Raw genomic sequence first — 21,113 nt, 5'->3', positions numbered from 1 at the left:
AGCGCGCACTTTATTATCGGGTTTTATTGCCCACCCAATATCGCATCGCGAGGTAACGGGAAGATGTCTGTCGTGAGTTCCATCAGCCAATCACGCACGCAGTTGCTAACCGCATACGGTCTGTCGGGGCGAATCCTTCGTTTATAGCGAGTCAGACAGGGCATGAAAATGCTAAGATGGTTTATGAGGTATATTCAAAGTGGAGAGTCGGTATGAATGCCGATCAGGTTGGTATGCTGAATGAGCGACTGCAAACGCTACTGCCCCCAGGATGCCCTCAGGGATAAACGACACTGGATAATTTCGTTTAATATTAGTAAGATAGCCACTTAACATATCATACCTTAAAAATTATGCGTCTGGTTTTATCGTCCTTTTTTGCACTCAGTCTGTTCAGTAGCCAGGCCTTTGCTGCCCCCGAGCCAACTGAGCAGCCTGATATTCGTGACAGTGGCTTCGTCTACTGCGTCAGCGGACAGGTTGATACCTTCAACCCACAAAAAGCGGGCAGCGGCCTGATTGTGGATACTCTCGCCGCTCAGCTTTACGACCGTCTGCTTGATGTTGATCCGTACACCTACCGTCTGGTGCCGGAGCTGGCGGAAAGCTGGGAGGTGCTGGACAACGGCGCAACTTACCGTTTCCGTCTGCGTGATGACGTTGCGTTTCAGCATACGCCGTGGTTTACCCCCACGCGCAAGCTGAATGCAGACGATGTGGTCTTTACGTTCCAGCGTATCTTCAACCGCCATCACCCCTGGCATAACGTCAACGGGGGGAACTTCCCCTATTTCGACAGCCTGCAGTTTGCCGACACCGTTAAAAGCGTGCGCAAACTGGATAACCGGACGGTTGAATTTTCCCTGACGCGCCCGGATGCCTCTTTCCTCTGGCATCTGGCGACCCACTATGCGTCCGTCATGTCCGCTGAGTACGCGGCAAAGCTGAACAAGCAGGATCGTCAGGAGCTGCTTGACCGCCAGCCGGTCGGCACCGGTCCGTTCCAGCTGGCCGAATACCGCGCCGGGCAATATATTCGCCTGCAGCGCCACGAACACTTCTGGCGCGGCACGCCGCTGATGCCGCAGGTTGTGGTCGACCTCGGGTCTGGCGGTACGGGGCGGCTCTCAAAGCTGCTGACCGGCGAATGTGACGTGCTGGCCTGGCCTGCCGCCAGCCAGCTCACTATTTTACGCGACGATCCGCGCCTGCGCCTGACGCTGCGCCCGGGTATGAACATTGCTTATCTTGCTTTTAACACCGATAAGCCACCGCTGAATAACCCGGCAGTTCGTCATGCACTGGCGCTGGCCATTAACAACCAGCGTTTGATGCAGTCCATTTATTACGGCACCGCGGAAACCGCCGCCTCTATTTTACCGCGCGCCTCGTGGGCGTATGACGGTGAAGCCAAAATCACGGAATACAATCCGGCAAAAGCACGCGAACAGCTTAAAGCGTTGGGTGCTGAAAACCTGACGCTGCAGCTCTGGGTACCGACCAGCTCTCAGGCATGGAACCCTAGCCCGCTGAAAACCGCCGAGCTGCTGCAGGCTGATATGGCGCAGGTGGGTGTAAAAGTGATCATCGTTCCGGTTGAAGGGCGTTTCCAGGAAGCGCGCCTGATGGATATGAACCATGACCTCACGCTGACGGGCTGGGCGACTGACAGTAACGACCCGGACAGTTTCTTCCGTCCGTTGTTAAGCTGCGCGGCAATAAACTCACAGACCAACTACGCTCACTGGTGCAACCGCGAGTTTGACGCCGTTCTGCAAAAAGCGCTGGCGTCACAACAGCTCTCGTCACGCATTGATGCCTATGATGAAGCGCAAAAGATCCTCGCCAAGGAACTGCCTGTGCTGCCGCTGGCCTCTTCCCTGCGTCTGCAGGCCTATCGTTACGATATTAAAGGCCTGGTACTGAGCCCGTTTGGCAACGCCTCCTTCGCCGGGGTCGACCGTGAAAAAGAACAAGAGGTGAAAAAACCATGATCATTTTTACCTTGCGTCGACTCCTGTTACTGCTGGTGACGCTTTTTTTACTGACCTTCGTGGGCTTCAGCCTGAGCTACTTTACGCCGCACGCCCCGCTTCAGGGATCGTCGCTTTGGGATGCCTGGCTGTTCTGGTTCAACGGCCTGCTGCACTGGGATTTTGGCGTCTCCAGTATCAACGGACAGCTTATCTCTGAGCAGTTGAAAGACGTGTTCCCGGCCACAATGGAGCTCTGTATTCTGGCCTTCGGCTTTGCCCTGATGGTGGGCATTCCGGTGGGCATGCTCGCGGGGATTTATCGCAATAAATGGCAGGATAAATTTATCAGCGCCCTCGCCCTGCTCGGCTTTTCTATCCCGGTCTTCTGGCTGGCGCTGTTGCTGACGCTGTTCTTCTCTCTGACGATGGGCTGGCTGCCGGTTTCAGGCCGCTTTGACCTCCTCTACACGGTTAAATCGGTGACCGGTTTCGCCATTATTGATGCATGGCTTTCTGACTCCGTCTGGCGTCACGAAATGATCGTCAGCGCCCTGCGTCATATGGTGTTGCCGGTGCTAACGCTTGCGGTGGCACCAACAACCGAAGTGATCCGCCTGATGCGCCTGAGCACCATGGAAGTGTTTGATCAGAACTACGTTAAAGCTGCGGCCACGCGCGGGCTCTCACGCCTGACTATCTTGCGTCGTCACGTACTGCATAACGCGCTCCCGCCGGTTATTCCGCGCCTTGGGCTGCAGTTTTCGACCATGCTGACCCTGGCGATGATCACCGAGATGGTCTTTAGCTGGCCGGGTCTGGGCCGGTGGCTCATTAACGCCATTCGTCAGCAGGATTACGCCGCCATTTCAGCAGGCGTCATGGTGATTGGTTCGCTGGTGATTATTGTTAACGTGATTTCCGATATTTTGGGTGCAATGGCCAACCCGTTGAAGCATAAGGAATGGTATGCCTTACGATAGTGTATACAGTGAAAAGCGCACGCCCGGTGCGCTACGTACCGTGTGGCGTAAATTCTATGGTGACACCACGGCAATGATCGGCCTGTACGGCTGTGCCGGTCTGGTCTTGCTGTGCGTATTTGGATCGTGGTTTGCGCCGTACGGTATCGACCAGCAGTTCCTCGGCTATCAACTGTTGCCCCCGTCGTGGTCACGCTATGGGGAGGTTTCCTTCTTCCTGGGCACCGACGATCTGGGCCGTGATGTGCTGAGCCGCCTGCTGAGCGGTGCCGCCCCAACGGTGGGTGGTGCGTTTGTGGTGACGCTTGCCGCCACAGTTTGCGGTCTGGCGCTGGGCATTTTTGCTGGCTCCACCCACGGTCTGCGCTCGGCGGTGCTGAATCACATTCTGGACACCCTGCTCTCTATCCCATCGCTGCTGCTGGCGATCATTGTGGTGGCCTTTGCCGGGCCGCACCTGATGCATGCCATGTTTGCCGTGTGGCTGGCTATCCTGCCCCGTATCGTTCGCTCTGTGTACAGCATGGTGCATGACGAACTGGAGAAAGAGTATGTTGTTGCTGCCCGTCTGGACGGTGCCACCACGCTGAATATTCTCTGGTTTGCCGTCCTGCCGAATATCGCAGCCGGGCTGGTCACCGAGATCACCCGCGCTCTGTCGATGGCGATACTGGATATCGCTGCGCTGGGTTTCCTCGATTTGGGTGCCCAACTGCCGTCACCGGAATGGGGTGCGATGCTGGGCGATGCGCTGGAGCTTATCTACGTCGCCCCGTGGACAGTTATGTTACCGGGTGCGGCCATTATGGTCAGCGTGTTGCTGATTAACCTGCTGGGCGACGGTATTCGCCGCGCAATTAATGCGGGGGTGCAATAATGCCGCTTCTTGATATCCGCAACCTCACCATCGAGTTTAAAACCGGTGAGGGCTGGGTTAAGGCTGTCGATCGAATCAGCATTACGCTTGCTGAAGGTGAAATTCGCGGGCTGGTGGGCGAATCCGGCTCGGGGAAAAGCCTCATCGCCAAAGCCATTTGTGGTGTAGCGAAGGACAACTGGCGCGTCACCGCCGACCGCATGCGTTTTGATGATATCGACCTGCTGCGCCTCTCTCCGCGCGAGCGTCGCAAGCTGGTCGGCCATAACGTCTCGATGATTTTCCAGGAGCCACAATCCTGCCTTGACCCGTCCGAGCGCGTAGGTAAGCAGCTGATGCAAAATATCCCCGGCTGGACCTATAAAGGCCGCTGGTGGCAGCGTTTCGGCTGGCGCAAACGCCGCGCCATTGAGCTGCTGCACCGCGTCGGGATCAAAGATCATAAAGACGCAATGCGCAGTTTCCCCTACGAACTCACCGACGGTGAATGCCAGAAAGTGATGATCGCCATCGCGCTGGCCAATCAGCCGCGTCTGTTGATTGCGGATGAACCAACGAACGCGATGGAGCCGACCACGCAGGCGCAGATATTCCGTCTGCTGACGCGGCTGAATCAGAATAACAACACCACCATTTTGCTGATCAGTCACGACCTGCAAATGCTCAGCAAATGGGCGGATAAAATTGATGTGATGTACTGTGGGCAAACGGTGGAAACCGCCCCCAGTGAAGATCTGATCACCACGCCGCACCACCCCTATACGCAGGCGCTGATTCGTGCGATCCCGGATTTTGGCAGCGCCATGCCGCACAAGAGCCGTCTGAACACGCTGCCGGGTGCGATCCCGCTTCTGGAATCATTGCCGATAGGCTGTCGTCTTGGGCCACGTTGCCCGTATGCTCAGCGTAAATGTATTGAAACGCCGCGTCTGACGGGGGCGAAAAACCATCTTTACGCCTGTCATTTCCCGCTGAACATGGAGAGAGAGTGAAATGGTCGAAACCTTACTGGAAGTACGCAACCTGAGTAAGACCTTTCGCTACCGCACCGGGCTGTTCCATCGCCAGACCGTGGAAGCGGTGAAACCGCTGAGCTTTACGCTGCGCGAAAAGCAGACGCTGGCGATTATTGGCGAGAATGGTTCCGGCAAATCCACGCTGGCTAAAATGCTGGCGGGCATGGTTGAGCCAAGCGGCGGTGAAGTGCTGATTGACGATCATCCGCTGGCATTCGGCGATTACTCCTTCCGCAGCCAGCGCATCCGTATGATCTTCCAGGATCCCTCCACCTCGCTCAATCCGCGCCAGCGCATTTCGCAGATCCTGGATTTCCCGCTGCGGCTGAATACCGATCTGGAGCCTGACGCTCGCCGTAAACGTATCTTTGAAACCCTGCGTATGGTCGGACTACTGCCCGATCATGAGAGTTACTACCCGCATATGCTGGCTCCGGGACAGAAGCAGCGTCTGGGGCTGGCGCGCGCCCTGATTTTGCGCCCGAAGGTGATTATTGCTGACGAAGCCCTCGCCTCACTGGATATGTCGATGCGTTCCCAGTTAATTAACCTGATGCTGGAACTGCAGGAAAAACAGGGGATCTCTTATATCTACGTCACCCAACATCTTGGCATGATGAAACACATCAGCGACCAGGTGATGGTCATGCATCAGGGGGAAGTTGTCGAGCGCGGCAGCACGGCGGATGTGCTGGCCTCCCCACTCCACGATTTAACAAAACGCCTGATTGCCGGACATTTTGGTGAAGCGCTAACTGCTGATGCATGGAGAAAGGATCGGTAACCGCCCGTCAGGCGTCTCCCGCGACAGCGAATATTTCGACTCAGAACTTCAAAGGATTAAACAGGACGTTTAATCCTTTTATTTTGTGTTGCACATCGCCATTCGTTTTATAAGCGGCTCTCCATTTTTCCTCCATACTCCAGGCAATAAGAATCAATCCTTCTCCTTCAGAATATGCAGATATTTCGGAGGAAAGAATGAACAAAACCACATATTATTTAAAACACCTTGAGTATCTGCTCAGGAAGTGTCGGTCTTATTTAATATCAGACATTAACTTTCATCTGTCCCGTCTCAAAGCAACCCACGGCGACACATTTGATATAAAATCACCTGCTACCCTGAACGAAAAAATTTGTCATCGTCTGGTCTATGACCATAATGCGCACTATACGATGCTGGCGGATAAACTCGCTGTGCGGGAATATGTCCTGTCGAGAACGCAACGTCTAAAAATCGTTCCATTGATTGGCGTATACCGTCGCGTTGAGCACATCGACATGACGAAACTGCCGCATAAATTTGTGTTAAAGTGCAACCATGACAGTGGAAGCGCGATCATATGCACAAACAAAGCTGAATTTGACCTTAAAAAATCGCAAAACAAACTCCGGCTGGCATTAAAGAGAAATCTATATTACACCACACGGGAATGGCAATATAAAAACATCCCTCCTGTTATTCTGTGCGAGAAGTATATCGATCTCTTTAATGACGCGGACAAAAACACAACACCCGAGATGTTGAGGATTCATTGTTTCCACGGTGTCGCGCAGTTTGTGGAAGCTGATTTCACCGATGAAAACGGCAATGGTTTTATCAACGTTTACGATCGCCACTGGCAGTTGCAGCCTTTCCAGATGGAATATCCCAACACTCCGCAGGACATATCCAAGCCTGCCTCTTATCAGGAAGCGCTGCTGGCGGCGCAAGAGCTGGCCCTGGGGATTGACTATTGCCGTGTCGATCTCATGCTCACCCGGGACGAGATCTACTTCAGTGAGATAACGTTAAGCCCGAAACGGGGCAAACTGACTATCACGCCGCCGGAATGGGATGCCAGGTTAGGTGAAATGTGGCAAATGACGCCCGTCGCAAACAGGCTCATTTGAGCCTGTACGCAGTTACGACGCGATCGGCCAGGTTAATTTGAAGAGGGAGTGGTTTTGCTTCGTCAATACATAGGTGACATCGCCACCGTGCGCAGACATGATGGCTTTGACCACCGACAGCCCTAAACCACACCCTTCAGGATTCAATTGTCTGGCCCCTTTATCCCGCTGAAAGGGCTGGAAGAGAAAATCATGAAATTCGCGCGGAATGCCCGGCCCTTCGTCCTGAATCAGAATGTAATTTTCTCTGCCAAACACGCCATTTTTTACGATGAGTTTACGTGATGTCGAATAATGCAGCGCATTGTCGAACAGCACGGTTAAGCACTGATTAATCCGTAGCGGATCGCAGAGACACCGCTGGGCTTTAAGTTCGGTACGAAGAGTAAATTGCTTACGCTCAAACTCGGGTCTGAAGGTTTCCAGCGCCGTTTCGAGGGTTTCCTTCAGATCGATTTCACTCTTGTATAACGTATAGCCGGCACCGCCGTCTGAGCTGACAACCCGGAGATCTTCTATCAGCCGCGCCAACCCTTCGGTTTGTTTAAGCAGGTTATTAAACAGAACGGGTTCCGGCGTAAAAACACCGTCGACGAGCCCCTGAAGCCGCCCGCGTAAAATCGTGACGGGCGTTCTCAGTTCATGCGCAATCGCCGCATTCCAGGATTTACGTTGACTGTCCAGCGTCTGTAATTTTTCAGCCATTTCGTTGAAGTCGTTGACGAGATGATTTATCTCGCCAAGCCGGGAACTGGCGCACCAGGCCCTGGCATCCAGCTCGCCCTGCGAGATGCGTTTCAGGCTTGTGGCTACCGCGTTTAATGGCGTGAGGATGCGCGATGACAGCTTTACGGTTAAAAAGAGGGAAATCATCACACTGATTGCAGAGACCGTCACGATCCACACCCAGTCCCACATCGTCATATTTTCATCGTTACCGGCCGCTACGCCGCCCGGAAGGTAATCGAGTACGAAGCTGTAAAACAGCCAGGACCCCAGGATAGCGATGGCGATAATCATCAACGCCAGCGTTAACATGTAGGTCAGAATCTGGCGGCTCAGAACAGATTCTCTGTTCATTTCTTTTCTCCCAGCCGATAGCCCATTCCTCTAATGCTTTCTGGCACACCATGAAGACCTGCAAGCTCCAGTTTTTTACGCAGTTTGCTCATGTGGCTGTCGACCGTTCTGTCTAAGGTATCGCCTTCCGGCAGGCAGGCGTTAAGTAATTCCTCACGGGAGCAGACCTTTCTTGGGTTCCTGACCAGGTAAGTCAGCAATTTAAATTCTGTGGTGGTCAATACCGGGCAAACCACCTCTTCCCCCACCGTAACTTCTATATAGAAATCATCCGGGTAGACTGTGATGAAGGGCGTCCTGAGCGGCATTGCAGCCACCTGTTGAACGTGAGCCTTCGTCCTGCGCAGTACGGCTTCGACTCGCGCGACAACTTCAGAGGGATTGAAAGGCTTGATCACGTAGTCGTCAGCGCCCAGGCGCAATCCCATCAGTTTATCAACATCCTGATCGAGGGCGGTGACCATAATAACAGGCACCGTACTCTCCCGGCGCAGCGTGGTAAGAACGCTCCAACCATCAAATACCGGCAACTGGATATCCAGCAAAATGAGATCCGGTTTATGCAGACGCGTCAGGTTTATCGCCTGCTCACCGTCAGTTGCCCTTAACGTTTTCATCCCAGCCCGCTGCAGGTAGCTCATCAGTATATCGGCGATTTCATCTTCATCTTCGGCGACAAGGATTAAATTATTTTTGTACATTTTATCTCCACAGGAACTGAAAGCGTCTCTATTATGTTGAGAAAATACGCTATACGTCATTTTATAAAAGTCTAAGACCCACGCACGACAAAAAAGTGCCGTTGCGCGACGACTTTTTATAAACATTTCTGCCACAACCGAACCCCCTTAGGTTATTGTCTCCACACTTCCTCCACATTTCGGAAATAAATACTCCATATACAGACGTAATCTTTTTATTCAGAAAAAAAAGCGACCAAAGAGAATAAACCGTTGAACTTCTCTCACGCACCCCGGTCTATCAATTGCTTTCATTAATACCCGAAGACACTCACCATGAATATTAATAGATATGTCTCACCTGCTAACATTGGCACGTCATGTTTGTTTCTTATTGTATCGTGGGGATTATTGCATCTTTGGATGATCCTGATACATGAAGTCGATGAAAAAGTAGCGGCAACCATTATCTCCTCACCTGTTATTTATGGTTGTATCGCAGCGACATCGTTTTTTCTTGCGATTCAACATAAAGGAGGCGGATTGACGGAACTCCTTGTCATGGCCCTGTGCCTGGCATTGATTTTTATCTACCTGATCATCATTTTCAGTATTTTGTTAAACATCGCACCTGATATTGCCGATCTGGTGTTTTACTGCGAATGTTTTCTCATTATATTTTTTGTTGGCTCACCCATTTATCTCATGTTAAGGATGATTTAAGTTTACTGTCTCCATATAACCTCCACAAATCGCACATCAGTACTAAACATGCGCTGTATAAAGTAACGGTTAATGGATAAATTCCTGACGGAATTCCCCTGCTCTCTGGCATTAATAACTCGAAAAATATGATCCTTAAAAAAACTCATCGTCCTCCGGTCGTTTCCGGGGTTGTTGGCTCACTCAAGGCACTTGCCGTGCGGCACCGCAAGAAGCTGTTTATTACCTTCTTTCTGGTTATTGCTGAAAATGTGACCTTTTTACTCTATCCCGTACTTGCGGGGATCGCGATAAATGCCATTCTCGCCGGGGATACCGTGAGCGCTGCACTGTATGGGCTAATGGTCCTGTTTATCTGGTGCATTGGTGCCGCCAGGCGCAGCGTGGACACGCGCACCTTCGCACGGATTTACGCCGGGCTTGCGGTCTCTGTGGTGCTGGCTCAGCGAAAATACCAGCTTAATCATTCGACAATCGCGGCGAGAGTTACCTTATCGCGTGAATTCGTGGATTTCTTTGAAATGCATCTGCCCATGCTCATTACCTCAATGAGTTCGCTTTTTGGTGCAGCCATTATGCTGCTGATCATTGAATTCTGGGCTGGCATCGTCTGCGCCATCATCGTCTTAATCCTGATGGGATTTGTTTCCGGTTTCACCCATAAGAATGAATTGCTGTTCAGACGCCTCAATAACCGCCTCGAGAAAGAGGTGGATTATGTACATAAAGCGGGTTCTGCGACCCTCAAACGTCATTATTCTACGCTTGCACACTTGCGTATTGCGCTCTCTGACCGCGAAGCGTGGGGATATTTACTGATTGGTTCGCTGATCGCCCTGCTTTTTACGCTGACCATTATCCTGATGACCCACTCGACGGGTATTACGGCGGGTCATATCTACTCCGTGATGACCTATATGTGGATGTTTGCGACAAGCCTGGATGACGCCCCGCAACTCCTTGAGAAATTTTCACAGCTCAGGGACATCGGTAAACGGGTATCGACCGATGACGAGGCACTGCACCCGTAATGCGTTTCACTGTTAGTTGACTGGAAGTAATCCTCATGCCGCATTTTTTTATTGATCGTCCTGTTTTCGCCTGGGTCGTCGCGCTTTTTATTGTTTTGACGGGCGTGTTGTCTATCCCCCGGCTGCCGGTTGCGCAATATCCGGCCGTTGCACCGCCGGGTATTATCATTACTGTCTCGTATCCCGGCGCCAGCCCTGATGTAATGAATACATCGGTCGTCTCTCTTATCGAACGTGAAATATCCGGCGTGGATAATTTGCTCTATTTTGAATCCTCGAGTGACACCACCGGTTCAGCCTCAATTACGGTGACGTTTAAGCCAGGCACAGATATTAAACTGGCTCAGATGGATCTCCAGAATCAGATAAAAATTGTCGAGCCGCGTCTACCTCAGTCGGTCCGGCAAAACGGCATTAACGTCGAGGCGGCGAACGCCGGTTTTCTGATGATGGTGGGGTTAAAATCCACCTCCGGGAAATTTCAGGAAGCGGATTTGAGCGATTATTTTGCCAGAAATATTAGCGATGAGCTTCGCCGCGTGCCGGGGGTTGGCAAAGTCCAGCTTTTTGGTGGTGAGAAAGCGCTACGTATCTGGCTCGATCCGATGAAGCTTCACAGCTATGGGCTGTCGGTGAGCGATGTACTTACGGCAGTCAGCCAGCAGAACACCATTGTTTCCCCCGGCAGAACGGGCGATGAACCGGCAACAGAAGGCCAGGGAGTGACTTATCCGATTACGGTCAAAGGACAACTTTCTTCGGTCGAGGCATTTAGCCATATTACCCTTAAATCCGATACCACAGGGGCCCGCCTGCAGTTGTCGGACGTTGCCCGCATTGAATCCGGCCTGCAAAGCTATGCGTACGGTATTCGCGAAAACGGCGTCCCGGCGACGGCAGCCGCAATCCAGCTGTCACCGGGAGCGAATGCCATCAGTACCGCCTCAGGCGTGCGGGCGCGCATTGATGAGCTCTCTCACGTGCTTCCGGAGGGAATGACCTTCACCGTCCCTTTTGATACGGCGCCCTTCGTAAAGCTTTCAATTATGAAGGTGGTACAGACGTTTGTTGAAGCGATGGTGCTGGTGTTTCTGGTCATGCTGCTTTTTCTGCACAAGATACGCTGCACGCTTATTCCGGCGATTGTCGCCCCCGTGGCGCTCCTGGGCACCTTTACGATCATGCTGCTCAGCGGTTATTCCATCAACATCCTGACCATGTTCGGCATGGTGCTGGCAATCGGTATCATCGTTGATGATGCCATCGTCGTGGTTGAAAACGTCGAAAGACTGATGGAAGAAAAAGCGCTTTCACCGCGCGAAGCCACGCGGCAGGCCATGCAGGAAATTACCCCAGCCATCGCGGGTATCACGCTTGTGCTCACGGCGGTGTTTATCCCGATGGGCTTTGCTGAGGGATCGGTGGGGATCATCTATCGACAATTCTGTATTTCAATGGCCATTTCCATTTTGTTATCGGCCTTTCTGGCGCTGACGCTGACACCCGCTCTTTGTGCCACGTTACTCAAGCCCCATGAGGCGAACAAGAGAGGGGCCGGGAAATTTGCGACCTGGTTTAACGCGCATTTTCACGCCCTCACGGCGGTATATGCCTCCAGCCTGGGCGCCGTATTAAAACGAACGGGCCGCATGCTGCTGCTGTATGTTGCCCTTTGCGCTGCCCTGTTTGCTGGCCTGTCGTCTTTGCCCTCCTCGTTTCTGCCGGATGAAGATCAGGGCTACTTTATGTCATCCCTGCAACTGCCGTCTGATGCGACCATGCAGCGTACCCTTAAAGTGGTTGAAAAATTTGAAGAGGAAATCGCATCGCGACCGGCGATTGAGAGCAACATTATGATCCTGGGCTTTGGCTTTTCAGGTTCTGGCCCCAACTCGGCCATGGCCTTTACCACGCTTAAGGACTCGAAAAACCGTCAGGGGATCACCGCCCAGGATGAAGCAAACGCTATCCAGTCGCGCATAGAGAGCGTTTCTGATGCCGTGACGATGAGCCTGCTCCCTCCGGCGATTTCGGATATGGGGACCTCATCCGGATTTACTTACTATCTGCAGGACCGAGCAGGACTGGGATATCAGGCTCTAAAAAAGGCTGCGGATGACCTTGTTCAGCAGGCAAATCAACGGCCTGAACTGAATGATGTCTACATAGATGGCCTGCCGGATGGCACCAGCCTGGCGATTCAGATCGACCGGGAAAAAGCCGAGTCCATGGGCGTCTCGTTTGACGAAATTAATCAAACCCTGTCTGTGACCACGGGCTCCAGTTACGTTAATGACTATACCAATAACGGCCGCGTTCAACAGGTGATTGTTCAGGCCGATGCGCCCTACCGCATGCAGCCCGAACAATTGTTAGCCTTATCGGTAAAAAATCGGACGGGACAAATGGTGCCGGTCTCTACGTTTGCCACCCTTTCATGGAACGTTGCGCCCCAGCAGTTGAACCGCTATCAGGGTTATCCTGCGATACGTATTACGGGGAGTGCCGCCTCGGGTGAATCCAGCGGTGCGGCAATGAAAATCATGGAAGCGCTGGCAAGAGAGATGCCTGCGGGTATCGTAGGGGAATGGGCCGGGAGTTCATTGCAGGAGAAAGCGTCTGAGTCACAGCTTCCCGGCCTTATTGTGCTGTCAATCCTCGTTGTGTTTATGGTTCTTGCCGCGCTCTATGAGAGCTGGTCTATACCCTTCGCGGTTATGCTGGTCGTGCCATTGGGTCTTATTGGCGCGGTAGCGGCCGTACACATTGCCGGCATGACAAATGATGTTTTCTTCAAGGTGGGGATGATCACCCTGATCGGGCTGTCTGCAAAAAACGCCATTCTGATTGTCGAGTTTGCCAGGCAGCTGCAGCGGGAGGGGGAAACAATCGTGGCAGCAACGCTACAGGCTGCCCGGCAACGCTTGCGCCCTATTCTGATGACCTCACTGGCCTTTACGCTAGGGGTTGTCCCGTTAATGTTGGCCCGTGGCGCAAGTGACAGCACGCAGCATGCCATTGGCACCGGGGTTTTCGGCGGTATGATTAGCGGTACATTTCTCGCCATTTTCTTCGTCCCGGTTTTCTTTATTGTCGTCGCGCGTTTCATCGAGCACGCCAGAAAAAGGTGAAACGCTTTACGGGATCACGCTTCGACGCTGGTTGGATGAGGTGAACCTGACGCCGGGTGATATACTGGACGAATGCCGAAATTTTCACAGCCGCGTTTCCCATATCAGCCCCTTACGCGCGTTCATTCCCGGGAGATTCGCGAGAAATAGCGTGACACAAGGGGCAGTGAGTGGGCTATAATTTCGAGCTGATTTCGAATAATTTTGAAATACTGCCTGTAACGCTATGAATTACAAGGCAAAATAAGCAATGAATATAAGGATTAAAGCTATGGGTTTTCTTTCCGGTAAGCGCATTCTGGTAACCGGCGTTGCCAGCAAACTGTCCATCGCATACGGCATCGCACAGGCAATGCATCGCGAAGGCGCTGAGCTGGCGTTCACCTACCAGAACGACAAGCTGAAAGGCCGTGTTGAAGAATTTGCCGCGCAGCTGGGTTCCAGCATTGTTCTGGAATGTGACGTTGCACAAGATGAAAGCATCGATGGCATGTTTGCTGAACTGGCAAAATCGTGGGACAAATTCGACGGTTTCGTTCACTCCATCGGCTTCGCACCTGGCGACCAGCTGGACGGTGACTACGTGAACGCGGTAACCCGCGATGGCTTTAAAATCGCTCACGACATCAGCTCTTACAGCTTTGTTGCGATGGCGAAATCTTGCCGTGCCATGCTGAACCCGGGCTCCGCCCTGCTGACCCTGTCCTACCTGGGCGCAGAGCGCGCAATCCCTAACTACAACGTGATGGGTCTGGCTAAAGCGTCTCTGGAAGCAAACGTCCGCTACATGGCGAACGCAATGGGCCCTGAAGGTGTGCGCGTTAACGCCATCTCTGCAGGTCCAATCCGCACCCTGGCGGCTTCCGGTATCAAAGATTTCCGTAAAATGCTGGCACACTGCGAAGCGGTTACCCCGATTCGTCGTACCGTTACCATTGAAGATGTGGGTAACTCTGCAGCATTCCTGTGCTCTGACCTTTCCGCGGGTATCTCCGGCGAAGTGGTTCACGTTGACGGCGGCTTCAACATCGCTGCAATGAACGAGCTGGAAATTAAATAAGTTTGTGACTCTCTTCCCGCCCGGGAAGAGAGTTTTTCCCGCCCCGCCCTCTCTCGTTATTCCGTTCTGCTATTTGTTATCACCTAACAATATTTTTCCCCTCATCCGCCTTACGCCAGGATATTGATCGCCATTTTGAGATCAAGGAACGCCCATGGAACAACGCCGTTTTTCCGGCAAAGGCCACTGGTACCACGAAACCCAGTCAAACCACGCGCAGACGGATGTCCTGCCTCTGGTGCCCGAAGCCGCTAACGTCGACGATCGTTTTTTGCTCGATTTAGCCTTACCGGATGAGATTGTTACTGCCTGTGCTGGCTGGCTTACTCCTGCCCGGGCGTTATGTCACCGGCTGTTTCCACTCGATATCGCCGTCAACCGTCTGCATACGCTGAGTGCCTACGACAGGCTGAGCACCGCGCTGACGGTGGCGCAGGCCTGCGGGGTTCAAAGGCTCTGTAACCACTACGCCGCCCTTCTCGCCCCCCTTCCCGGCCCGGACTCCTCTCGCGAAAGTAACCGCCGTCTGGCCCAGATCACGCAGTATGCCCGCCAGCTTGCCAGCTCACCGGATGTCATCGATGATAAAGCGCAGAACCAGCTTGATGAGGTGGGCCTGACAACGTATGACATTGTGCTCATCAGCCAGATTATTGGCTTCATCGGTTTTCAGGCCCGCGTGGTAGCGGTATTTCAGGCGCTACTGGGCCACCCCGTACGCTGGTTGCCGGGACACCATATTCAACCGCACACACTGCCCGCCAGGCCCGGCGCCTGGATCGCTCTACTGCCTGTCGTGGAACTGCGCTATGCCAGTGCGCATCAACTTGAGTCGCTTTCACGCTGGCAAGCCGAGCCCGCCCTTCAGGCGCTGACGCCTGTGCTCTGCCACGAACCCACGTTGCTCGATCTGACGGGAGAAATCCTGAACCATTGCCGCGATGAAGACCGGGCCGCGTCGCCGGCGCTCTTAGCGGCAGTGGAGTTGTTGACACGTTCACCGGACCGTTTCAGTGCAGCACAGTTTAACCCGCTCACGGAGGAAGGTCTTCCCGCTGGCCGGGCGATTGCACTGCTTACGCGAAGCGCGTTAGACGGCTGGCTGGAGCGTTTGAAAGTGGCGCTTGGCAAAGCGGAATAACCATACTATTTACCCAAAGAGCGCTTGCTGTGGCAGTGAGAATCGCGTAAAACTGTCAGCCGCTCAATGGCTACGAAAATAGAACATTATGTTTCAGGACAACCCGCTGCTAGCGCAGCTTAAACAGCAACTGCATTCCCAGACGCCGCGTGCAGAAGGGGTCGTAAAAGCCACGGAAAAAGGCTTTGGTTTCCTTGAAGTCGACGCGCAGAAAAGCTACTTCATTCCGCCACCGCAGATGAAGAAAGTGATGCACGGCGACCGCGTCATGGCGGTTATTCATACCGAAAAAGAGCGTGAATCTGCCGAGCCGGAAGAACTGATCGAGCCGTTCCTGACCCGTTTTGTGGGCAAGGTGCAGAGAAAAGACGATCGTCTCTCCATCGTGCCGGATCATCCTCTGCTGAAAGACGCCATCCCCTGCCGTGCCGCTCGCGGCGTTGAGCATGATTTTAAAGAAGGTGACTGGGCCGTTGCCGAAATGCGCCGTCATCCACTGAAAGGCGATCGCGGCTTCTATGCGGAACTGACCCAGTTCATCACGTTCGGTGATGACCATTTTGTACCGTGGTGGGTTACGCTTGCGCGCCATAATCTTGAGAAAGAAGCCCCGAACGGCGTCGCCACCGAGATGCAGGACGAAGGTCTGGAGCGTCGCGATCTGACTGCCCTGGAGTTTGTTACTATCGACAGCGCCAGTACGCAAGATATGGATGACGCCTTGTATGCTGAAGAACTTGCTGACGGCAAACTGCTGTTAACCGTTGCCATTGCCGATCCTACCGCCTGGATTGCTGAAGGCAGCAAGCTGGACGATATCGCGAAAATCCGTGCGTTCACCAACTATCTGCCGGGCTTTAACATCCCGATGCTGCCTCGTGAACTCTCCGACGATCTCTGTTCGCTGCGGCCGAACGAAGTGCGTCCTGTGCTCGCCTGCCGCATGACCATTGCTGCGGACGGCACAATTGAAGACGATATCGAATTCTTCGCGGCCACCATTGAATCTAAAGCCAAGCTGGCTTACGACGACGTCTCTGACTGGCTGGAGAACACGGGCAGCTGGCAACCAGCCTCTGAGGCCGTTGCCGCACAGATTCGTCTGCTGCACCGCATCTGTCTGAGCCGCAGCGAGTGGCGTCAAACCCATGCGCTGGTGTTCAAGGATCGTCCGGACTATCGCTTTGTTCTGGGCGAAAAAGGTGAAGTGCTGGATATCGTGGCCGAACCACGACGTATTGCGAACCGCATCGTCGAAGAAGCGATGATTTCCGCCAATATTTGTGCCGCACGTGTGCTGCGCGACAAGCTCGGCTTCGGCATTTATAACGTTCATACCGGGTTTGATCCGGCGAACACCGAAGCGCTGGCCGCCTTACTGAAAAACCATGATGTGCATGTTGACCCGGAAGAAGTGCTGACCTTGCAGGGCTTCTGCAAGCTGCGCCGCGAGCTGGACGCACAGCCTTCTGGTTTCCTCGACAGCCGTATTCGTCGCTTCCAGTCTTTTGCCGAGATCAGCACAGAGCCTGGTCCACACTTCGGCCTCGGTCTTGAAGCCTACGCCACCTGGACATCTCCAATTCGTAAGTATGGCGATATGGTTAACCATCGCCTGCTGAAAGCGATCATTAAGGGCGAATCAATTGCGCGTCCTCAGGATGACACTACCCTGCAGATGGCAGATCGTCGGCGCCTGAACCGCATGGCGGAACGTGACGTAGGTGACTGGCTGTACGCCCGCTTCCTGCAGGACAAAGCCGGCACAGACACTCGCTTCGCTGCAGAAATCATTGATATCAGCCGTGGGGGGATGCGCGTACGTCTGGTGGATAATGGGGCGGTGGCCTTTATTCCTGCGCCGTTCCTGCATACCGTTCGCGATGAACTGGTCTGTAGCCAGGAAAACGGGACTGTGCAAATCAAAGGTGAAACGGTTTACAAGGTCACCGACGTGATTGACGTAACTATCGCCGAAGTCCGCATGGAAACCCGCAGCATCATCGCGCGCCCTGCCGCCTGATAAGCTGTTCAATTGTCGGCCCTTTCCTTGCCGGACGGGCCGACAATTTTTTCTTTTACGCCACGCTGCAAATTCTTCATTTTTTCTTACTATTTTCAGACTTCCCCCGCCCAAATTCGCCAGAATTATCTACAGTAAAAGAGTGCCGTTATATTCGGTTACGTGAATTTTTATTTGCTAAGTATCCTTTTTTACCTGACTCGTTTTATTATAAGAAACCCGGGAAAAAACAATAAGTTCACATCGGTCTGGCCGTGGTCTCACCTCGAAAAAGCCGATTGCAACGGAATAAATTGTGCGCTAACAGGTAGCTGCAGGAGAAAACATGATGGACGATCTGGAGCAGAATTTGCTGTTTCGTTACATGGGAACTCACAGCCCCTGGTGGCGACTGACAGCAGACAGCAATGCTCTGCACCTTTCTACCAGCGAAAATGCTGATGTCACTCAGGTGGTGGCGCTGGATGATGAACAGGCCGAACTTATTCGCCAGTTAACCGTCATTACGTCCAGTATCTCTATGACGCTCTCGTTGTACGGCGAAGATGTTCCTGTTCACCTTGTCGGACGCAAAATCACCCGTAATGAGTGGGCCGGAACAGCCTCTGCGTGGAACGATACGCCTTCCGTAGCCCGGGACCTGGCTCAGGGGCTGTCCTTTGCGGAACAAGTGGTTTCGGAAGCCAACTCCGTTATCGTAATCCTCGATCAGAACGGCAATATTCAGCGGTTTAACCGCCTGAGCGAGGAGTACACCGGCCTGAAAGAACAAGAAGTTATCGGCCAGAACGTGTTCAAGCTGTTTATGAGCCGCAGTGAAGCGGCAGCCTCTAAGCGCAACATCACCGGCTTCTTTCGCAACGGCAGCTCTTACGAAGTCGAGCGCTGGATCAAAACGCGAAAAGGACAACGGTTGTTTCTGTTCAGAAACAAATTTGTCCACAGCGGTAGCGGTAAAAATGAAATTTTTCTTATCTGTTCCGGCACCGATATTACGGAGGAGCGCCGCGCCCAGGAGCGCCTGCGGGTGCTGGCCAATACCGACACCATCACCGGGTTGCCGAACCGCAACGCGATCCACGAACTGATTTCAGATGCCATCGACAGCCGCGGTGAGACGCAGGTTGGCGTGGTGTATCTCGATCTCGATAACTTCAAAAAGGTGAACGACGCCTACGGGCACATGTTTGGCGATCAGTTATTACAGGCGGTCGCGCTGGCCATTCTGAGCTGTCTGGAAGAAGGCCAGGTGCTTGCGCGACTCGGCGGCGATGAATTTATTGTCATGGCCACCAATACCTCTCAGGGTTCTCTGGAAGCGATGGCATCACGCATTCTGACCCGTCTGCGCCAGCCGTTCAGAATCGGTTTGATTGAAATTTATACCGGTTGCTCGTTAGGTATCGCCCTCGCCCCGCAGCACGGTAACGATCGGGAAAGCGTCATCCGCAATGCCGATACCGCCATGTACACCGCAAAAGAGAACGGCCGGGGTAAGTTCTGCGTCTTCTCGCCGGAAATGAACCAGCGCGTGTTTGAGTATCTGTGGCTGGATACCAACCTGCGCAAAGCGCTGGATAACGATCAGCTGCTGATCCACTACCAGCCCAAAGTCACCTGGCGCGGTGAAGTCAGAAGCCTTGAAGCGCTGGTGCGCTGGCAATCACCAGAACGTGGGTTGATTCCTCCGCTGGAGTTTATCTCGTATGCTGAGGAGTCAGGGCTGATTGTGCCGCTTGGCCGCTGGGTCATGCTTGATGTGGTTCGCCAGGTGGCGAAATGGCGCGACAAAGGCATTAACCTACGCGTGGCGGTGAACGTTTCGGCCCGTCAGCTGGCAGATCAAACCATTTTCAGCGACTTAAAACAGGCCCTGAAGGATCTGGATTTTGAATACTGCCCTATCGACGTAGAGTTAACGGAAAGCTGCCTCATTGAAAACGAAGAGCTGGCGCTGTCGGTGATCCAGCAGTTCAGCCAGCTTGGTGCGCAAATCCATCTGGACGATTTTGGTACCGGCTACTCGTCTTTGTCGCAGCTGGCACGCTTCCCCATCGATGCGATAAAACTCGATCAGTCATTTGTCCGGGATATTCATAAACAGTCTATTTCCCAGTCGCTGGTGCGGGCCATCGTCGCGGTGGCGCAGGCACTGAATTTGCAGGTCATTGCCGAAGGTGTGGAGAACGCAAAAGAAGACGCCTTTCTGACTAAGAACGGCGTCAACGAACGGCAGGGTTTTCTCTTTGCTAAGCCCATGCCCGCTGCCGCATTCGAGCGATGGCTAAAGCGATATCAGGCGCGTAAACAGCACTAACTGGCTTTGCGTAAACCCGCCGCCTGGTGGCGGTTTTGCAGCATGACCAGACGCTCCATATAAGCGATATCTTTTGGTTCCAGGCAGAACGCGGCGTCAACCCAATCTTCCGTGATATCCATCAGCTCACTGCGAGGCAGCTGCAGCACGCGGGTACGGGCGCGTAACATCGCCTTTACGCCGTTCATCTTCGGCCGCAGCGTGTCAATGAACGTTCTGACGGAGACGTAACTTTGTCCGGGTTCGAACAGGACATCCACTAACCCATGCTGTTCATACCATTCTGCCGTATGAGACTCCCCTTTGTAGATGAGCTCCTCCGCCAGCTTCATGCCTGAGCGGCGAGCAACCAGCGAGTACCCCCCCATGCCGGGGAAAAGGTTGAAGGCGATCTCAGGGAAGCCTAAGCGGGCATCGCGCTGGGACAGCACAAAGTGGTGCGCCAGCGCGGCTTCGAATCCGCCCCCTAACGCACTGCCTTCGACCATCGCCAGGGTAATAGCCCCCGTATCAAACCCCCGTGACGCCGCATGAACGCAGTCCACGCAGGCTCGGGCATAGGCTCTTAACGCCTCGCGACGTCCGTTTTGGATACATTCGACAAAGAACTGTAAATCACCTCCCGCATTGTACATCTCGGGTACCAGCGAACCGGTAACCCAAAAATCGACCGCAAACCCGGACTGGCGAACAAGCCAGGAGAGGTTCATGATCTCTTCGATTAACGCATGGTTGAAGCAAGGTCGTGGCTGCGCCCGCAACATCATCCAGACTGTGCGGCGCTCCTCCTCATAATACCCGGACAACTGAGTGAAACGTTCAGTATCGGTAAACAGTGTGCAGGTAGTCTGATTGATAACTGTCATAGTCTAATTCCTCATATAAAAAAGCGCCTTGCGCGCAGTTTTAGACTAATCCACTCATTCATCACGCTGCATGCGGGGGAATAAATTTATTACTTTCATTTATGTAATTTAGTTATTGCATTTTTTCCCTTCTCTTTTGAATCCATTTTCTGCATCATTGAAAATATTAACTTTTCGTACCCGGGATGAGATTATGTCTAACATTGATGCGCAGGCTGTAGCCTGATGAATCCCCTAATGATTTTGGTAAAAATCATTAAGTTAAGGTGGATACACATCTTGTCATATGATCAAATGGTTTCGCGAAAAATCAATA

16 protein-coding genes and 1 pseudogene are annotated in these 21,113 nt (G+C 53.1%); 14 read left to right on the top strand and 3 right to left on the bottom strand.

Features of this window, described 5'->3' with window-relative positions; all coding sequences use genetic code 11:
- Nucleotides 1–122: 122 nt before the first annotated feature.
- The 7 genes and pseudogenes from ACOTZF_RS03710 to ACOTZF_RS03680 all read left to right on the top strand — a co-directional run.
- Nucleotides 123–287 (top strand): annotated as a pseudogene (locus ACOTZF_RS03710) (site-specific integrase); the annotation flags it as partial.
- A gap of 66 nt (nt 288–353) precedes the next feature.
- On the top strand, nt 354–1,994 hold the full coding sequence (gene sapA, locus ACOTZF_RS03705; protein ID WP_038419595.1) for an ABC transporter substrate-binding protein SapA: 1,641 nt from the start codon (nt 354–356) through the stop codon (nt 1,992–1,994).
- Nucleotides 1,991–2,956: a putrescine export ABC transporter permease SapB gene (gene sapB / locus ACOTZF_RS03700; RefSeq protein WP_013096396.1), complete on the top strand. Its 966-nt coding sequence runs from the start codon at nt 1,991–1,993 to the stop codon at nt 2,954–2,956. Before sapA ends, sapB begins: the two co-directional genes overlap by 4 nt.
- Nucleotides 2,943–3,833 (top strand): putrescine export ABC transporter permease SapC, encoded by an 891-nt coding sequence (gene sapC, locus ACOTZF_RS03695; RefSeq protein ID WP_013096395.1) that lies wholly within the window; start codon nt 2,943–2,945, stop codon nt 3,831–3,833. Before sapB ends, sapC begins: the two co-directional genes overlap by 14 nt.
- Nucleotides 3,833–4,825, top strand: coding sequence for a peptide ABC transporter ATP-binding protein SapD (gene sapD / locus ACOTZF_RS03690; protein WP_013096394.1), 993 nt, complete (start codon nt 3,833–3,835; stop codon nt 4,823–4,825). Before sapC ends, sapD begins: the two co-directional genes overlap by 1 nt.
- A 1-nt stretch (nt 4,826) precedes the next feature.
- Nucleotides 4,827–5,633, top strand: coding sequence for a putrescine export ABC transporter ATP-binding protein SapF (sapF, locus tag ACOTZF_RS03685; protein WP_013096393.1), 807 nt, complete (start codon nt 4,827–4,829; stop codon nt 5,631–5,633).
- Nucleotides 5,634–5,830: 197 nt separating this feature from the next.
- Nucleotides 5,831–6,745, top strand: coding sequence for an ATP-grasp fold amidoligase family protein (locus ACOTZF_RS03680; protein ID WP_129251812.1), 915 nt, complete (start codon nt 5,831–5,833; stop codon nt 6,743–6,745).
- 12 nt (nt 6,746–6,757) lie between these two features.
- Here ACOTZF_RS03680 and ACOTZF_RS03675 read toward each other — a convergent pair whose 3' ends face one another.
- Nucleotides 6,758–7,825 (bottom strand): ATP-binding protein, encoded by a 1,068-nt coding sequence (locus tag ACOTZF_RS03675; protein WP_129251814.1) that lies wholly within the window; start codon nt 7,823–7,825, stop codon nt 6,758–6,760.
- Entirely contained in the window at nt 7,822–8,526 is a 705-nt protein-coding gene (locus ACOTZF_RS03670) for a response regulator (RefSeq protein WP_020690953.1), read from the bottom strand. Before ACOTZF_RS03670 ends, ACOTZF_RS03675 begins: the two co-directional genes overlap by 4 nt.
- A gap of 315 nt (nt 8,527–8,841) precedes the next feature.
- Between ACOTZF_RS03670 and ACOTZF_RS03665 the strand changes: the two genes are divergently transcribed.
- The 7 genes from ACOTZF_RS03665 to pdeR all read left to right on the top strand — a co-directional run bounded on the left by ACOTZF_RS03665 (nt 8,842) and on the right by pdeR (nt 19,931).
- Nucleotides 8,842–9,228 carry a hypothetical protein gene (locus tag ACOTZF_RS03665; protein WP_044158342.1) on the top strand — a complete coding sequence of 129 codons (387 nt, stop codon included), beginning with the start codon at nt 8,842–8,844 and terminating at the stop codon, nt 9,226–9,228.
- Nucleotides 9,229–9,356: 128 nt separating this feature from the next.
- Nucleotides 9,357–10,259, top strand: a complete 903-nt coding sequence (locus ACOTZF_RS03660) for an ABC transporter six-transmembrane domain-containing protein (RefSeq protein WP_062934607.1) — start codon at nt 9,357–9,359, stop codon at nt 10,257–10,259.
- A 35-nt stretch (nt 10,260–10,294) separates the two neighbouring features.
- Nucleotides 10,295–13,390, top strand: a complete 3,096-nt coding sequence (locus ACOTZF_RS03655) for a multidrug efflux RND transporter permease subunit (protein WP_129317578.1) — start codon at nt 10,295–10,297, stop codon at nt 13,388–13,390.
- Nucleotides 13,391–13,661: 271 nt separating this feature from the next.
- A complete protein-coding gene (gene fabI, locus ACOTZF_RS03650; protein ID WP_013096384.1) occupies nt 13,662–14,450 on the top strand; it encodes an enoyl-ACP reductase FabI in 789 nt (262 codons plus the stop codon).
- Nucleotides 14,451–14,604: 154 nt separating this feature from the next.
- Nucleotides 14,605–15,591: a CMD domain-containing protein gene (locus ACOTZF_RS03645; protein WP_129251819.1), complete on the top strand. Its 987-nt coding sequence runs from the start codon at nt 14,605–14,607 to the stop codon at nt 15,589–15,591.
- A gap of 88 nt (nt 15,592–15,679) precedes the next feature.
- Nucleotides 15,680–17,614 (top strand): exoribonuclease II, encoded by a 1,935-nt coding sequence (locus ACOTZF_RS03640; protein ID WP_047023072.1) that lies wholly within the window; start codon nt 15,680–15,682, stop codon nt 17,612–17,614.
- A gap of 325 nt (nt 17,615–17,939) precedes the next feature.
- The gene (pdeR, locus tag ACOTZF_RS03635; protein WP_013096381.1) at nt 17,940–19,931 is read left to right on the top strand and encodes a cyclic di-GMP phosphodiesterase; all 1,992 of its coding nucleotides are present in this window, start codon (nt 17,940–17,942) and stop codon (nt 19,929–19,931) included.
- Here pdeR and ACOTZF_RS03630 read toward each other — a convergent pair.
- Nucleotides 19,928–20,797, bottom strand: a complete 870-nt coding sequence (locus ACOTZF_RS03630; protein ID WP_045903104.1) for a crotonase/enoyl-CoA hydratase family protein — start codon at nt 20,795–20,797, stop codon at nt 19,928–19,930. The two genes, pdeR and ACOTZF_RS03630, sit on opposite strands and share 4 nt — an antisense overlap.
- Nucleotides 20,798–21,113 lie beyond the last annotated feature (316 nt).

Origin of the sequence: Enterobacter cloacae complex sp. SHL021 (assembly GCF_049237765.1) — a bacterium.
Lineage (GTDB): Bacteria > Pseudomonadota > Gammaproteobacteria > Enterobacterales > Enterobacteriaceae > Enterobacter > Enterobacter cloacae.
Note: the sequence above shows the minus strand (reverse complement) of the source record. Positions and strands in the feature narration are given on the sequence as shown.

What these genes read in the sequence shown, in the direction of transcription:
- ACOTZF_RS03670 (WP_020690953.1), bottom strand. Translation starts at nt 8,526, where the DNA reads ATGTACAAAAATAATTTAATCCTTGTCGCCGAAGATGAAGATGAAATC.
- ACOTZF_RS03655 (WP_129317578.1), top strand. Translation starts at nt 10,295, where the DNA reads ATGCCGCATTTTTTTATTGATCGTCCTGTTTTCGCCTGGGTCGTCGCG.
- ACOTZF_RS03665 (WP_044158342.1), top strand. Translation starts at nt 8,842, where the DNA reads ATGAATATTAATAGATATGTCTCACCTGCTAACATTGGCACGTCATGT.
- ACOTZF_RS03675 (WP_129251814.1), bottom strand. Translation starts at nt 7,825, where the DNA reads ATGAACAGAGAATCTGTTCTGAGCCGCCAGATTCTGACCTACATGTTA.
- pdeR (WP_013096381.1), top strand. Translation starts at nt 17,940, where the DNA reads ATGATGGACGATCTGGAGCAGAATTTGCTGTTTCGTTACATGGGAACT.
- sapF (WP_013096393.1), top strand. Translation starts at nt 4,827, where the DNA reads ATGGTCGAAACCTTACTGGAAGTACGCAACCTGAGTAAGACCTTTCGC.
- ACOTZF_RS03645 (WP_129251819.1), top strand. Translation starts at nt 14,605, where the DNA reads ATGGAACAACGCCGTTTTTCCGGCAAAGGCCACTGGTACCACGAAACC.
- fabI (WP_013096384.1), top strand. Translation starts at nt 13,662, where the DNA reads ATGGGTTTTCTTTCCGGTAAGCGCATTCTGGTAACCGGCGTTGCCAGC.
- ACOTZF_RS03660 (WP_062934607.1), top strand. Translation starts at nt 9,357, where the DNA reads ATGATCCTTAAAAAAACTCATCGTCCTCCGGTCGTTTCCGGGGTTGTT.
- sapA (WP_038419595.1), top strand. Translation starts at nt 354, where the DNA reads ATGCGTCTGGTTTTATCGTCCTTTTTTGCACTCAGTCTGTTCAGTAGC.
- sapB (WP_013096396.1), top strand. Translation starts at nt 1,991, where the DNA reads ATGATCATTTTTACCTTGCGTCGACTCCTGTTACTGCTGGTGACGCTT.
- sapC (WP_013096395.1), top strand. Translation starts at nt 2,943, where the DNA reads ATGCCTTACGATAGTGTATACAGTGAAAAGCGCACGCCCGGTGCGCTA.
- ACOTZF_RS03680 (WP_129251812.1), top strand. Translation starts at nt 5,831, where the DNA reads ATGAACAAAACCACATATTATTTAAAACACCTTGAGTATCTGCTCAGG.
- ACOTZF_RS03640 (WP_047023072.1), top strand. Translation starts at nt 15,680, where the DNA reads ATGTTTCAGGACAACCCGCTGCTAGCGCAGCTTAAACAGCAACTGCAT.
- ACOTZF_RS03630 (WP_045903104.1), bottom strand. Translation starts at nt 20,797, where the DNA reads ATGACAGTTATCAATCAGACTACCTGCACACTGTTTACCGATACTGAA.
- sapD (WP_013096394.1), top strand. Translation starts at nt 3,833, where the DNA reads ATGCCGCTTCTTGATATCCGCAACCTCACCATCGAGTTTAAAACCGGT.